At 64.3% G+C, this 15,760-nt stretch carries 9 protein-coding genes and 2 pseudogenes; 9 read left to right on the forward strand and 2 right to left on the reverse strand.

Features of this window, described 5'->3' with window-relative positions:
- Positions 1–13 precede the first annotated feature (13 nt).
- A complete protein-coding gene (locus NWF22_RS10835; RefSeq protein WP_160901719.1) occupies positions 14–1,432 on the reverse strand; it encodes a Fis family transcriptional regulator in 1,419 nt (472 codons plus the stop codon).
- 186 nt (positions 1,433–1,618) lie between these two features.
- Between NWF22_RS10835 and NWF22_RS10840 the strand changes: the two genes are divergently transcribed.
- From NWF22_RS10840 to NWF22_RS10880, 9 genes and pseudogenes are all read left to right on the forward strand, one after another.
- Positions 1,619–3,511, forward strand: coding sequence for a hypothetical protein (locus tag NWF22_RS10840; protein WP_160901720.1), 1,893 nt, complete (start codon positions 1,619–1,621; stop codon positions 3,509–3,511).
- 30 nt (positions 3,512–3,541) lie between these two features.
- Positions 3,542–5,167 (forward strand): class I SAM-dependent DNA methyltransferase, encoded by a 1,626-nt coding sequence (locus NWF22_RS10845; protein WP_160901721.1) that lies wholly within the window; start codon positions 3,542–3,544, stop codon positions 5,165–5,167.
- Positions 5,160–6,350 (forward strand): restriction endonuclease subunit S, encoded by a 1,191-nt coding sequence (locus tag NWF22_RS10850; protein WP_160901722.1) that lies wholly within the window; start codon positions 5,160–5,162, stop codon positions 6,348–6,350. The genes NWF22_RS10845 and NWF22_RS10850 overlap by 8 nt, the downstream gene beginning before the upstream one ends.
- A 70-nt stretch (positions 6,351–6,420) precedes the next feature.
- Positions 6,421–7,050: pseudogene (locus tag NWF22_RS24620) on the forward strand (AlbA family DNA-binding domain-containing protein); the annotation flags it as partial.
- A 389-nt stretch (positions 7,051–7,439) separates the two neighbouring features.
- Positions 7,440–7,595: pseudogene (locus NWF22_RS10860) on the forward strand (hypothetical protein); the annotation flags it as partial.
- Positions 7,596–7,607: 12 nt separating this feature from the next.
- Positions 7,608–8,183, forward strand: coding sequence for a hypothetical protein (locus NWF22_RS10865; RefSeq protein ID WP_233751154.1), 576 nt, complete (start codon positions 7,608–7,610; stop codon positions 8,181–8,183).
- Complete coding sequence (locus tag NWF22_RS10870) at positions 8,180–11,377, forward strand: type I restriction endonuclease subunit R (RefSeq protein ID WP_160901723.1); 3,198 nt, start codon at positions 8,180–8,182, stop codon at positions 11,375–11,377. Before NWF22_RS10865 ends, NWF22_RS10870 begins: the two co-directional genes overlap by 4 nt.
- Positions 11,370–12,293 carry a hypothetical protein gene (locus tag NWF22_RS10875; protein ID WP_160901724.1) on the forward strand — a complete coding sequence of 308 codons (924 nt, stop codon included), beginning with the start codon at positions 11,370–11,372 and terminating at the stop codon, positions 12,291–12,293. Before NWF22_RS10870 ends, NWF22_RS10875 begins: the two co-directional genes overlap by 8 nt.
- A gap of 174 nt (positions 12,294–12,467) precedes the next feature.
- A complete protein-coding gene (locus NWF22_RS10880) occupies positions 12,468–14,093 on the forward strand; it encodes a DUF222 domain-containing protein (RefSeq protein WP_160901725.1) in 1,626 nt (541 codons plus the stop codon).
- Here the strand turns inward: NWF22_RS10880 and NWF22_RS10885 are convergent.
- On the reverse strand, positions 14,067–15,704 hold the full coding sequence (locus NWF22_RS10885; protein ID WP_160901726.1) for a peptidoglycan recognition protein family protein: 1,638 nt from the start codon (positions 15,702–15,704) through the stop codon (positions 14,067–14,069). The two genes, NWF22_RS10880 and NWF22_RS10885, sit on opposite strands and share 27 nt — an antisense overlap.
- Between the last annotated feature and the right edge of the window lie 56 nt (positions 15,705–15,760).

Raw genomic sequence — 15,760 nt, forward strand, 5'->3', positions numbered from 1 at the left:
GGACCGTCGGCCATTAGGCGGCCCCGCGCTCTGACTCCGACTCAGCCTCGTCGTCGGCCGCTCCGGCCAGCGCGGCAAGGGCCTCACCGAGCAGCCGATCGATGGTCGAGTAGATGGTGCTGCAGGACTTCTCGATCTTCTGGGCGTTCTTCTCAATGGTCCCGGCGGTCTTCTTGATGTCGTCGATGGTGCCGAGCTGCTCGACGGCGTCGGTGATCTTCTCCTCAGCCGTGGCGATCTCGTGCGCACCGGTCCGATTGGCGACGGCGAGAGCCGACGTACGGAGCAACATCACCACGGTGCGGACAAGATCGGGGTCGTCAGTGAGCGGGTCGAAGGCCAGCACGATCCGGCGCTTCCCAAGCACCCGAATCGTCTCTCCACAGTTCTGCTCGACCGTACGGACCAGGCCGACGGCCGCGTCAGCCTGGCGATTGCGTTCGGCTTCGTCGAGGTACGCGCCCCACCCGTCGCGCTTGGAATCGGTCACCTCGATGACCACGCGGGCAGCACCACCGTCAACGGTCAGCACTCCGTCGCCCTTCTTGGATCGTGCCACCGCACCGACAACGGTTCCGGTCTCGCAGTACTCGTCGCCCAGGCCGGCGGCCACGGTCTGCAGAACCTCATGAACCTCGGTCTCGTAGGTTCCACCCTTGATCGGCGATACCTTGCTCACCGACGCCTTCGCCTCGGCCACCTTCAGCGCGGTGACCACTTCGTCGAGCCGGCCGGTCAGCTCGGTGTGCTGCTTGGTCAGCTGTTCGGTGAGGGACTCCTGGCGTTTGGTGAGTTCGGCCGAGTGCTTGGCCATCGGCGATGCCGGATCGTTGGGGTCGAACTGCTTGGCGGCCTTGGTCAGAAGCTCTGTGGTGTTTGCTGCGGCCCGCTTGTCCAGATTGGCGGCGAACTGTTCGAGCAGCGGTGCGAAGCGGTCGATCACCTCCGGGTCGGTACCGCCGAACAAGCGCTTGAGTTCCGCTTCGGTCTCGCGGCGCATCTTCTCGATCGACTCCGTCAGTGACTTCCGCGTCGCTTCGTCGGCTTCCCGCAACGCCTTCTGCGCGTCGGCGGCCGCCTTGGACACGGCTTCCGACGCCGCCTTCACGCTACGGTCGGTGAGTGCGGCCGCCTCTGCGGTCGACGTCGTGGCCTTGTCGCCGAGTTCGGTGATCATGCGCTCCAAGGCCCGGGACTCCTGCGCCTGGCCAGTCGCGGAGAGCGCGTGGGCGCCGACGGTCAGCGCCTTGGCGACGAACTCACCGAGATCGGCATCCGCCAACGTGGTGGGGTCGTCGACGACTGCTCCCCGTTCTCCGGTGGTCCACCGCTGGGCCTCAAGTACGACGTCTTTGTCGGTCACGGTGACTTCCTCGATGACCACCGCCGTGGTCGAGGGACTGAAGTGTGCTGAGCGGGATGAATCGGTCATGTCGGCCTCCTGGGGTCGTGGCGGCCGGGGGTCGGCTGCCTGCAACCAGAGTCAGTGGGGGTGTGAAATGTGGACAGTGCATTCACTGTTAAGCCCGCTTAACAGTGAATGCACTTGATCGAGACACGTCGCCCGATAGTGTTCTCGGTATTGCCCGCGACGACGCCACGAGGAGGTGAACGACCGGTGAGCACACTGACGATGCAGGACATCGCGGTCTTAGCGAGGGTATCGCGGCCGGCCGTCAGCCAGTGGCGGAAACGCCCGGTGGTACGTGGCGAGTTGATCCCGTTCCCGGCGCCCGTCGCCACCGTGGACACCGTGGAGCACTTCGATCAGGGCGAGATCGTTGCGTGGTTGGAGCGCACTGGGAGAGGCCGAAACCGCGAGGAGCAGCAGCTCGACGTCGGTGCATACGCCCTTCCGGAGCGTGTTCGGTTCGACGACGTCGTGCTGCTGTTGGCGCTCTACGCCCTGTCCGGTGTGGATCTTACCGACGCGACACACGCCGACCTTGTCACCGCGGCCACGACCGTCGACCCGACCGACGAGCTGGTCGCTCGAGAAGTGCGGGCGATTGACGCGGACCCCGACACGTTGGCGTTTGCTGAGCAGCTCATCGATGCATCGCTGGGGACACCCGATGCCCTGGAACGCCTGGAACGCGGCCGGCTCGGACGGTCGCGCGGGAGTCGGGATTTGACTGCTGAGGCATTGGCATTGATCCGGTGCGTTGTCGAGGCCGCGGTCATGCATCTCGGACAGGAGGACGTGCCGATCATCCCGGGAGGCGATCCGGTACTTGCACTTGCCGTGGCCGATGTCTCGTCCCGTCTCGTGGTCGACGGCCGGGTCAGTGACGAGCGCGAGCTGAAGCGCCGTGCTGCCATCGCCCAGGTGGAGACCGACAGCAGCGCACGAGGCCCGGCGGTTTCGGTCACATCGCTTCTCGGTGCTGAGGTCGGAGTTGTCCTCGACTCCGTCGACACAACACTTCTCGAACTGAATGACGGGGACGTCGGGGTGATCGTGGCGTCGGCGGCCGCTCTGACCGATCAGCTCGCCGGCGAACTTCAGCGTCGCCGGTCCGAAACGCTGATGATCGGCAATGTCGTTGCTGCACTCCGTCTTCCTCGCGGCATGTGGCGCGAAGCTCATCGACAGTGTCAGGCCATCTGGATCTGCAGAGGTGGCGCCGCCGTCGACCTGCTGCATGTCGCCGATCTCGACATCGCCAGACGCGACCAGTTCGGTGACCTCGCCGCCGACGTGGCAGCAGCCCTCGACCAGGACGTCCGCCGCGCAGCGCGGTTCACCCGAGCACGCGAACTGCTTCGGATCAGGACGAGCGGAACCGTCGTGCCGCAAGGAACTCAGGCGCCGCGCCTGCATTCTCGAACAGCTGAGACACACGCCGATCGCGTTCATCGCGCGACGTTGCAGACTTCGGAACCCGTACGAACTGTCGACGTTCTGATCGCGCCCTCAGCGGGGCGGTTTCGCACGCAGCAGTACTCCTTGGCCGAACTGGCCGAACAGAAACTGATCTCCGTGCTCTCGGGGAATCGGATCGACCCTACCGACGCCGACCCCGAGGGTACGGTCGACGTGCTGCCCGACCGTCCGTATCGGTTGGAGCCGTTCCACGCCGCGCAGCGCTATCGCCGTGCCCGCCGCACCGACGCCGGCGACATCGTCTTCGTTGAAAAGCCCGCTCCACGCGCCGTCATCGATACCACGGGCGGATCACTGGTTGCGGCGCCGGCGAAGATCCTGCGTATCAACCGAATTGCGCCGTTCGGGCCGTACGTCATCGCGGCGATCATCAACACCAGGTGCGCTGCCGGCAGTGAATGGAAGACGTGGCGTGTACCAGAGTTCACGCCCGACGACGCGCGTCGACTGGAGACAGCATTGGCCGAGGTGGCGGCGTACCGGCGCGCGGTCGAGGAGAAGATGGCCGCCGCCGTCGAGTTGACCGGCGCCCTGATCGATGGTGTCGCGGAGGGTGAGATCTCACTGGATGCCGCCGACACCACCGCCGGAATAACGGCAACAACAAGCACAGCTACGACGTAGACGACAGTGATGAGAAGGAAACCCACGCATATGGCTGCAAAGCGCAAGGCGGAGCCGGCGGCTCCGTCGACGATGAAGGAACTGAAAGACACACTGTGGAAGGCCGCCGACAAGCTGCGTGGCTCGCTCTCGGCGAGTCAGTACAAGGACGTGATCCTCGGCCTGGTCTTCCTCAAGTACGTGTCCGACGCGTATGACGAGCGGCGCGAAGAGATTCGACGCGAGTTGATTGCCGACGGGTTCGACGAGGACCAGATCAACGAGGTCATCGACGACACCACCGAGTATCACGGTGCAGGCGTGTTCGTGGTTCCGCCGATCGCGCGGTGGTCGTTTCTGGCCGACAACGCCAAGGGCCTGACGCCCGGCGACGGCAGCCCCGACAAGAACGTTGGTCAGCTGATCGACGAGGCGATGGACGCCGTGATAGCCGCCAACAAGTCATTGGCGGGCACACTCCCGCGAATCTACAACCGTGACAACATCGATCAGCGACGTCTCGGCGAACTCGTCGACCTGTTCAACAGCGCCCGGTTCAGTCGGCAGGGTGAGCACAAGGCGCGCGACCTCATGGGTGAGGTGTATGAGTACTTCCTCGGCAACTTCGCCCGTGCCGAGGGTAAGCGGGGCGGCGAGTTCTTCACGCCGCGCAGCGTTGTGCGGGTGATCGTCGAAGTTCTCGAGCCGACGAAGGGTCGCGTCTACGACCCATGCTGCGGTTCGGGTGGCATGTTCGTGCAGACCGAACAGTTCATCTACGAGCACGATGGCGATCCCAAACAGGTCTCCGTCTATGGCCAGGAGGCCATCGAAGAGACCTGGCGGATGGCCAAGATGAACCTGGCCATCCACGGCATTGACAACAACGGCCTCGGAGCCCGATGGGGCGACACCTTCGCCCGTGACCAGCACGCAGACCTCCAGATGGACTACGTGATGGCCAACCCGCCGTTCAACATCAAGGACTGGTCGCGCAACGAGGAAGATCCGCGCTGGCGATTCGGTGTCCCGCCGGCGCGCAACGCCAACTACGCCTGGCTGCAACACATCCTGTACAAACTCGCGCCAGGTGGCAAGGCGGGTGTTGTGCTCGCCAACGGCTCGATGTCGTCGAACAGCAACGGTGAAGGGGACATCCGGGCTGAGATCGTCGATGCGGATCTCGTGTCGTGCATGATCGCACTGCCCACTCAGCTGTTCCGCAGCACCGGTATTCCGGTGTGCCTGTGGTTCTTCGCCAAGGACAAGACGAAGGGTCCGCAAGGTTCTATCGACCGCAGTGGTCAGGTGTTGTTCATCGACGCCCGCGAGATGGGCTACATGGTCGACCGCGCCGAGCGGGCACTGACCGACGAGGAGATCGTCAAGATCGGCGACACTTTCCACGCGTGGCGGGGATCTTCGTCTGCGGCAGCCAAGGCCGTTGAGTACGAGGATGTTCCGGGGTTCTGCAAGTCAGCAACTCTCGAAGAGATCAAGGCGGCGGGGTATGCGCTGACCCCGGGCCGGTACGTCGGTGCCGCCGAAGTCGAGGACGACGGCGAGCCGATCGATCAGAAGATTTCGCGGTTGAGGACGGAACTGTTTGCTGCGCTGGAAGAGTCGGCGCGGTTGGAGAAGGTTGTGCGGATGCAGATGGAGCGGGTCGATGGGTGATGTTCGGCAAGTAGCGCTTGGCGAAGTCGCCGATGTGACCGTGGGTTTTGTCGGCTCAATGGCTGGGGAGTACGTGGACGTTGGCGTTCCATTCTTGCGGTCGCTCAATGTGCGGCCCTATCGGATTGACCCAGCGGATCTGAAGTACGTCGGCTCAGCGTTTCACAGGCGACTATCAAAGTCGGAGTTATCTCCCGGCGACGTTGTGATGGTTAGAACTGGGAAACCGGGTCAGGCTGCGGTGATACCGGAATGGCTTGGGCATGCGAACTGCTCGGATCTCGTGGTGATTAGACCCAGCAGCAGCGTTAACGCACATTGGCTCGTCTACTACCTGAACGGAATGGCCCGGCACGCGATCGCGGGCGGCCTGGTAGGCGCTGTACAGCAGCACTTCAACGTCAAGTCGACGAAGGAGATGCAGCTTCCGCTCCCTGAGAGGTCGGCGCAAGACGCGATCGCCGGAATCCTCGGCACCCTCGACGACAAGATTGCGGTTAACGATCAGACGATTGAGCTGACGCTCAGCTACACGGACGCGTTATTCAAGCGAGCCGCAGCACATGTCTCTCGGGACAGCGTCACGTTTGGGACGGTCGCTGACGTGGGCGGCGGAGGTACACCGAAGACGATTGTTGAGGATTTCTGGGGTGGTGATGTCGCCTGGGCCACTCCGACCGACGTGACAGGGCTCGCTGCTCCGTATCTGAGTGCAACGGCGAGAACGATCACGCCAGAGGGGTTGAGAGCCTGCTCTTCGCCGTTGTACCCGTCCGGCTCGATTCTGATGACGTCACGCGCGACGATTGGTGCTTTTGCAATCGCGCAGATTCCCACTGCCGTCAACCAGGGATTCATCGTCGTCAACGCGAAGGAACCCGAGTACCAATGGTGGCTGTTTCACGAAATGGCCTCGAGGGTGGACGATTTCTTGAGCTATGCAAACGGCGCGACCTTCCTCGAGCTACCCAGAAAACGGTTCCGCGACCTGAGCCTCCGCTGGCCAACATCGACCGCAGCGAAGGAGTTCGCAGAGCAGGTCGCGCCCCTTCACGAACTTGGAGCTCGGATGGTCGAGGAAAACTGCACCCTCGCCCGCACCCGCGACCAACTGCTCCCTCTCCTCATGTCGGGCAAGGTGACGGTCAAGGACGCCGAGGACGAGGTCAGCGGGATGGTCTGACGTCACAGATCAGCAATTAGGTCAGAGTGTCAGAGTCGCGTGTCAGAGTGTCAGAGTCGGAGGAGGTGAGATGAACACAGTCGATCTCGTCGCACGTTTGCGTAGGTTGGGGACAGACCTCGCACAGGTGGAGGTCAAGTCGGCGGCAGGTGGCTTGCCCAAGGACGTCGTCGAGTCACTCAGCGCCTTCGCCAACGGAGACGGGGGAGTCCTCATCCTCGGGCTGTCAGAGGCGGATGGATTCACCCCGGTACCAGGCTTCGCCTCCAAAGCAATGCGTGACGCGCTGGCCACCGCCTGCGCCGACCAGATGGAGCCACCGCTCCGGCCTGCAATCGACATCGAGGAGTTCGAGGGCTCCCTCATCGTCCGAGCAGACATCGATGAGATCGACCCCGTAGACAAGCCGTGCTACGTCAAGACGCGTGGCCATCATCAAGGGTCCTTCATCCGCAGTGGTGACGGTGATCGGTTGCTCTCCGCTTACGAGGTCGCGCAGCTGCTCGCCAACCGCACGCAGCCCAAGCACGACCTCGAACCGATCACCGACGCCACACTCGACGACTTGGACGCCGATCTCGTAAACCGATTGATCCGGCGGGCGCGAGACCGGCATCAAAGAACCTTCCGCAACCTGGAAACCGAGGAGGCGCTCGCGCGGCTCAACGTGCTCACCCGCGTCGAGGGGCAGTATGTGCCGACACTCGCCGGCATCATTTCGTTGGGCCGTTACCCGCAGCAGTTCCTTCCGCAACTCTTTGTCGCAGTAGTGGTGTCGCCCGGTACGCAGATCGGGGACCAGACGCCCGACGGAGTGCGGTTCCTCGACAACGTGACTGCCGATGGATCGATCCCCGACATGGTGGCCACCGTGGAGGAAACGTTGCGGCGCAACATGCGTAAGGCGGCGGTAGAAAAAAGGCTGTACCGGGAGGACCGCTACGACTATCCGCTCGACGTGATCCGGGAGCTGGTCGTCAACGCGATCATGCACCGGGACTACAGCCCGGCGTCGCGAGGTATGCACGTCCAGATCGAGCTGTACCTCGACAGGCTGGTCGTCAACAGCCCGGGGGACTCTTCGGCGATGTGTCCGCTCGGTCGCTGGGCACATCGGAGCAGCGTTCGTCGTCGCGCAACGCGGCGCTTGCGAAGCTGCTCGCAGACATTCCCGTCGATGCCCACAGCAACGAGTCCATCGGTGAGAATCGAGGGAGTGGTCTGCCGAATGCGATGCGGTCACTACGGCAGGCGGGCATGAGTCCGGCGCGCTTCGACGTCAGCCCCGGGCATGTGCGGGTCACGGCGTCCGGTCACGCGCTTCTCGGCGTTGATGTGACCGAATGGATCACTGATTTGGGAGAGCCCGACCTGACGCCCACGCAGGATCTCGCGTTGGCCATGGCACACGTGACCGGGCGGGTCACCAACGGCATGCTCCAAGCGTGGGGCGTCGACCGCGTTGCCGCAGGCGCAGCACTGCGTGATCTAGTGGACCGAGTCCTGTTGGTGACGACAGGTGGAAAGCGATACGCAAGTTACCAATTGGCGGATCGCGTCATCCCGCTGGCAGTTCTTCCGGAGGTTGCAGCCGACTCTGACACCACGGCTACGGCCGGCACCGAGGGCATAGCCGCCGACCTCGATGCCGTCGAGCAAGCCATCGCCGCGGGGCACGTCACTGCGCGTGCCATCGAGGCAGCGCTGGGCATGAACTACCGCGCAGTGCTGCGCCGTCTCACCAAACTCATCGACGCAGGCCGCGTCCAACGAATCGGGCAACGGCACAGCAGTCGCCAGACCTACCGACTCACGAATGGGGACAATACATGAGCACTTTCACCGAAGCCGACTGGGAAACACTGGCGCTGGAATGGCTGGGCGACCAAGAATGGAGGCCGCTGACCGGCACCGACATCGCACCTGGAACCGATGGCCGAACCGCAGGGGATGACATCATCCTGCCCGACCGTTTGCTCGCGAAGATGCGCGAGTTGAACCCGGCTGTGCCGTACGAGTATCTGGTGCAGGCGCGGGCCGCAGTGCTGGCGCCCGAGTCGCAGGACGCGATCGCCGAGAATCACCGGCTGCACGAATACCTGGTCAAGGGATACCGCGGCATCACCTACATCGACCACGAGGGACTCGAGCAGACCCCGACCATCCGACTCGTCGGAACGCGACCCGAAGACAATGAACTGCTTGCTGTCCAGCAGGTGACGGTCCGCAACTCGGAGCACCATCGGCGCTTTGATGTGGTGTTGTACCTCAACGGCCTGCCTGTGGCGTTCTTCGAACTGAAGCAAGCCGGTTCGGAACATGCCGACCTTGCGTCCGCGCACGCTCAATTGACGACATACCTCCGCGAGTTCCCGATGGTGTTCCGCTTCGCGGTGGTCTCGGTGATCAGCGATGGGATCACCGCCCGCTACGGCACTCCGTTCACACCGCTCGAGCACTACGCGCCGTGGAACGTCGACGACGACGGCAAGCCCGTCACCACCGGCCACACGACCGACCCGGACAAGATGGGCCTCGAACTCGAGTACCTGATCGACGGAGTGTTCAACCCGGAACGATTCCTCCAGTTGCAGCGCAACTTCACCGCCTTCGACACCGGCGCCGACGGCTACGTCAAGCGGATCGCCAAGCCGCATCAATATTTTGCGGTCACCAAGGCAGTCGGCAATACTGTCGCCGCCGCCGAGAGCACCGGCAAGGCCGGAGTCGTCTGGCACACCCAGGGCTCGGGCAAGTCGATGGAAATGGAACTCTACGCACACCTGGTGGCTCGGCAGCCGAAGCTCAAGAACCCGACGTTGGTCGTCGTCACCGACCGCCGCGAACTCGACGGCCAGTTGTTCGAGACGTTCAACAGGTCCGAGCTTCTCGACGAGTCGCCGGTCAAGGTCACAAAGCGTGAGCAGTTGCGCAACGAACTGGCGAATCGCACCACCGGTGGCATCTACTTCACCACCTTGCAGAAGTTCAGTCGCACAAAGGAAGAACGCGAGGCGGGCGCAGATCATCCGCTCCTCACCGACCGACGCAACGTCATCGTCATCGTCGACGAGGCGCATCGCAGCCACTATGACGACCTCGACGGATATGCCCGGCATCTCGCCGACGCGGTACCCAACGCGACCCTCATCGCGTTCACCGGAACGCCGATCTCGTTCGCCGAGCGCAACACTCGCGAAGTCTTCGGTCCCTACATCGACATCTATGACCTGACGAGAGCGGTCGAGGACGGCGCCACCGTGCCCGTCTACTTCGAGCCGCGACTCATCAAGGTCGGTTTGGCCGACGACGTCACCGAGGACGATCTCGACCGGGCCGCCGATGAGGCAACCACAGGACTCGACGACGCCGAAAGGTCACAGATCGAGAAGTCCGTGGCCGTCATCAACGCCGTGTACGGGGCGCCGGAACGGCTCAAGTCGCTGGCCGCCGACATCGTCGAGCACTGGAACGGGCGCTCTGAATCGATGGAGAGCTTCATCTCCACGCGCGGAAAGGCGTTCATCGTCGCCGCCACCCGCGACATCGCAGCACGCCTGTACGAGGAGATCGTCGCACTGCAGCCCGAATGGCATGACGACGCCGTCGACAAGGGCGTCATCAAGGTCGTCTATTCGGGCAGCGCGAAAGACCAAGGGCTCATCGCCAAGCATGTTCGGCGTGATGCGCAGAACAAGATCATCCAGAAGCGCCTCAAGGACCCCGAAGACGAGCTGCAACTGGTCATCGTCAAGGACATGATGCTGACCGGTTTCGACGCCCCGTCACTACACACCCTGTACCTGGACCGCCCACTCAAAGGCGCGCTCCTGATGCAGGCACTCGCACGGGTCAACCGCACCTTCCGCGGCAAGCCGTCGGGACTCCTGGTCGCGTACGCACCGCTGGCCGACAACCTGCAGCAGGCCCTGGCCGAGTACACCGAGACCGACCAGGCCGAGCAGCCGGTCGGGCGCGATATCGATGAGGCGGTGGCGCTGACCGGTGAACTCCTCGCCCAGCTGGATTCCGTCTGCTCCGGGTACGACTGGCGCGCAAAGGTGAAGGAGTCCGATCGAGGCTGGATGAGAGCGGCCATCGGATTGACCGACCACCTGAGATCGCCCGAGACCGCCGGAAACCAGGTGGACGACGGCGAGGAGACGTTGGGTGCTCGCTTTCGGACGCTCGCGGGGAGCCTGTCCAGGGCCTGGACGCTCGCCGGCGGCAAGCGGACGCTGGAGGAATTGCGCCCGACAGTTCAGTTCTACGAAGAAGTTCGAGTATGGATGGGCAAGTTCGACGCCGCTGACCGTCAGGCCGAGGGGCGACCGGTTCCCGAGGAGATCAAGCGGCTGTTGTCGAAGTTGGTCGCGACCTCGACCGTGAGCGGGGAGATCGTCGACATCTACGACGCAGCGGGCCTGCCGAAGCCATCGCTATCGGACCTCGGCCCAGATTTCGAGGCCAAGGCCAAGGCTGCGACCAACCCGCACCTGGCCATCGAAGCGCTGCGCGCGACCCTCAACGAGGAATCCGCGCGAGCCACACGCAACAACCTCGTCCGTCAACGTGACTTCTCCGAACGGATCACTGAGCTGATGAAGCGCTACACGAATCAGCAGATCACGTCTGCTGAGGTCATCGCCGAGCTCATCGCTATGGCGAAAGAGGTCGCTGCAGAGGGTAATCGGGGTCAGCACTTCACGCCCGCGCTGTCGGAGGATGAACTCGCCTTCTATGACGCCGTGGCAGAGAACGATTCGGCGGTCGAGTTGCAGGGCGACGAGATCCTCGCGCAGATCGCGAGGGAACTGGTCGGCATCATGCAGCGGGACACGAAGTACGAATGGACCGTTCGCGACGACATGCGCGCGAAACTGCGGTCGTCGATCAAGCGGCTGCTGGTGAAGTACAAGTATCCGCCGGACAAACAGCCGGCAGCCATCACCACGGTGTTCGAGCAGATGGAGATGATGGCTCCGCGGTTCGCCGAACAGAACGGCCCTGTAGGTGCCGATGACTGAGGAATGGGTTCACTTGCCGAACCAATGGACGCATCTCCAGCGCTTCTCCCACATGATCGAGCAGCTGCAGGAATCGTTTGGAGTGCTGCCTGAGCTCGAGTCAGCTGAATCGAGGAGGGCTCGCGCTGCGGAGCTGGTCAAACGGCGAGATGCACTGGCCGGCAAACTCTGGAATGTGATGGCTACGCGGGAGGGTGGGCTGTCCGGCACCGCTGCCGTACGCGCAGCTTCAGCAGCCGATGACGAATCCACGCAACAGGTGGTCGGCGAACTCGTCTCGCTGATCCCGACCCGTGTCATCCATGAGCGTAAGAATGCTTGGGCGTATCTCGACGCCGAGGTGCAGCAACCAGTCATCGATGCCGGACCGCTCGCCGACAGCGAAGTGTGGCGGGATCGAGCTGACGCAGCGAACATCGACGCACTGGACCGGCTCGGCAACCCCGAGGACTACGACGGTGCCGAACCCATCGAGGACATCGCGGTCCCGCCCGATGTGGCGTGGACCGAAGCCGACCGCAAAGCGGCGCTCGACAACGCAGTCGACACTTACGGGCTGGAACCGGGGGAGTGGTACTCGATGGAGTGGCCACCGACCGAGGCGTCCCTGTGGAGCGCCGGCTCAGTTTCCCGGACGGAGTGGGAACCGTGCAGCGCACACGAAGATGACCCAGACTCTGACGAGGCCGAAACTTGCGTGACGTGCGAAGACTCGGTCCGCGAGACCGTCGTGGCCGAGGCGCTCTGGGTATTCACGGTTGCACTGACGAAGAACCGCATTGGCTTCGACATCTCCGGGACGTTGGTCGATGACCTGATCAGCGAGGAGATCGATTCCTCGTTCGAGGTGCGCGAGATCGAGCAGGACCCGAGGGAGATCCTCATTGGATCGCCGGGACGTGGCACCCGGTGGTGAGCGCGAATGGCGAGCTCAGAAACTTGTCGGTGCCATGTCGTACATTGGTTTCAGCGAGATCGACGAAGTGATGTGAGCCAGGTCGGGCCGGGTGATTGAGCGGTCTGTTCCTTTCAGAGATATGTGGGTTGTGGTCTCGTGCTGCCCCATTGCTGTCTCTGGAAGGTGTTGCTGGTGTCGGGTCCGGGTTGGTCGGTTGCGTCGTGGTGGAGTGACGCCTCGCCGTGGCCGGAGTTGCCCGCGCTGTTCACCGGCGGCCTGCCAGCAGAGGCTGTCGGGTCGCGGGAGACGAATGATCTGCTCGGCGCCCTGATCTCCGATGTGCGCGGGGAAGCGTTTGTGGCGTGGCATCGCTATCAGATCGCCGCCGAACTCCACACGCGCCTGGTCGGCACCGAAACCGATGATCACGCCCTGCTGCTGCATGACGGGTTCGCCGACTGCGCCGCCCGGATTGCGGTGTCGCAGGCCATCAGTCAGGGTGCGGCCGAGAAGTTCCTGCATCAAGCCGTCGCGCTGCGCGACCGGCTGCCACACGTGTCGCAGCGGTTGCGGGATGGGCGGATCACCGCCGAATTGGTCACCAAGATCATCTCCCGCACCGAACTGGTCGACGGCCAACCCTATGCGGCGGCGGTTGATGCCGAGATCGCCGGCGAACTCGACGCCCACACCACCGCGTGGTCGGCGCACCGGCTACGCGACATGATCGACCGGATCATCTTCCGGCATCATCCCGATGCGGTACGCGAACGCCGCCGCGAGGCTCTCGACAAGCGGGGTGTGCACTCGAAGAACACCGGCGACGGGATGGGTGAGATCTCGGCGACGATGGCCGCCGAGAATGTGCGTATCGCCGCCGAGGCGGTCCGTGCACTGGCCGACGCGGTGTGCGACCAGGATGACCGCACCCGCCAGCAGCGGGCCTCGGATGCGATGTTCGCCCTGTTGTCGGGCACACCGTTCGAGTGCCTGTGTGGTCTGGACACCTGTACCGCGGTGATCCCGGAGGCGTCGACGGTGCCGCCGGCGGATGCGAAGGTCGTGATTCACGTGGTGTGTGATGAGGCGACCCTCGACGGGGCCGAGCATGCCGGGTTCATCGAGGGGTATGGCGTCATCGACGACCAGCATGTCCGCGACCTCGCCGCCCGCCGGGATGCGGTGGTCAAGCCGTTGGTGCCGAAGGGCACCGAGCCCGACGCGGATGGCGGGTTCACGCTGGACGCCCACCTACCGTCGGATCCGTATCGGCCGTCGTCGGCGTTGGAAACGTTCATCCGGGTGCGTGATGGCTACAGTGTGATCCCCGGTAATGACACCCCGGCCTGGCGGGCCGATATCGATCATGTCGCCGAATACACCATCACTGATCCGGCCAGCGGTGGGCAGACCGAGCCGGACAATCTGAACGTCAAGGACCGCTTCTCCCATATCCGTAAAACGTTTGGTGCGTGGCTCGATGATCAGTACCGGGATCGGTACGGGCGGTTGCGCACCGAGTTCATCACTCCCGAAGGCCTGGTCATCGGCGGTGATACCGAATGCATGGAGAAACTGTTCCCCGGGCTGCGGCGTATCCGATTCAAACCACCCCCGCCACCCGAGACGAGGACCACCGGCACCACGACACCGACACCGCCGCCCGCACCACCCACCCGCTCCACACCCCGGGTGGCGGCCAAACACGCCCGCCGACAGGAGGAACGCGAACGCAACCGACAACGACGGGAGGAGCTGGAAGCGAACGAAACCGATCCGAACGATGACGAATCAGGCGGCGGGAGGCGGGGCGGGTGACACCGGTTCGCCAGGCGGTGGTCCCGGCGCGGGCTCCACCGGCGGCGTTGCATCGGGCGCAGGTTCCTGCGGCGCCGGCTCCTGCGGCGCCGCTTCCGGCGGTGCGCTCGAGCCGGCCACCATCGCTCGGATCGGACCCAGTGCGGCGTAACCGAACTCGCCGGGGCAGCTGGTGTTGTTGTAGTCGCGGTGTCCGCTGATCACCGGCAGGTTGGTGACGGCGCCGACGGGGAACTTGCTGTCGGAGAAGTACTCCGCGGTCAGCTGCGCGTTGGTCGCGGGATTCACGCCGGCCTTGCCGAGCCGCCAGCGCAGGAAGTTCGCCACCGAGGAGATCATCGGAGTGGTCGGTGCGACCTCGTCCAGATTGCCGATCATCGAGATCCCGACCGTGTTCTTGTTGAACCCGCCGGTGTGCGTGCCCTCGACGTTGCGGTCGAGTCCGCCGAACGCGCCCTCGAAGATCTGCCCGTACTTGTCGACCAGCACGTTGTAGCCGATGTCGCACCAGTTCAGCGTGCGCGCGTGGTAGGCGTAGATGCCGCGGACGATCTCCGTCGACTGCTCGGGCGTGTAGTCGTTGCTGCCCGCGGTGTGATGCACCACCGCGCCACGGACATTGGGGGAGAACGTCGGCTGCGAGCACCGCATCGACTCGTCGGCGCCCCACTGCGCCCGCGCCACCACCTGCGGCCCGCCGAGCAGCGGAGTCAGCAACGACGACCCGAGGGACAGCAGACCCTCCGGACTGATGAGGGTGGCCGTCAACGCCGGCACCACCGTCTCGAGCAACTCCGTGATGACGGCGCTGGCCGTGCCGATGCCGAGTTCCACCAGACCACCGCCCTGTGGTTCGGCCGCCGGGATCGCGAAGCCGTCGTCGGAGACCGCCACCTGAATCTCCCTGGCGTCACCCACCCACACCGGCTCGGTACCCATCGGGTGTTCCGACGACACCGGGTAAGCCGCGTCGACCGGGTCGAGATCGAGCCAGTCTCCCCACGACCCGTCGTCGTTACGGGCCCGCAGCATCATCGACGCATCGACCGCCCGGTCCCAGGTGAACGCGACCATCTTCAGCGGGTCGTCGCGGACGATGTGCTTGACGGCCACACCCACCTCTCGGCCGTCCGCCATCCGCGGCGGCGCAGGCGGTGCGTCCGGAGCGGATGACGTGTCATCGGGCGACGCGGGAGCGGGTGCCTGCGGTGCGGCCTTCGGCGCGGGCTGCGGGGCGGGCTCTGGTTCCGGCTGCGGTTGCGGCTGAGGCGCCGGTTCGGCCGGCTCGGAATCGGGGTCCGCGGACGTCTCCGGCGCTGCCGGACCCTGCACACCCGTCAGGTCTCGCAACCCGAAGGCCGTCGGGTCGATCTCGGGAAGCTGCAATCCGGCCGCCGACAACCCGGACTCGGCCAGGTCCACCACCACCGTCGGCACATCGCCCAGCCCGATCTGGTCGATCGCGGTGGGCTGCACCTCGCGATGATTGTCGGTGGGTCGCAGCTCCGACCCGGTCACGATGATGGCAAACGGACTCGCGACGATCGCGGCGGCGATCGTCGCGAGTACGAACGACGGCCTGGGACGGGCGTTGGGACGAACTCGGCGCATGGTTCGCCATCGTGGGGGTCCGGTGCCCCGGTTATCCGTACCGCGCGCCGCTTCTC

It is taken from the genome of Gordonia mangrovi (assembly GCF_024734075.1).
Taxonomy (GTDB): domain Bacteria; phylum Actinomycetota; class Actinomycetes; order Mycobacteriales; family Mycobacteriaceae; genus Gordonia; species Gordonia mangrovi.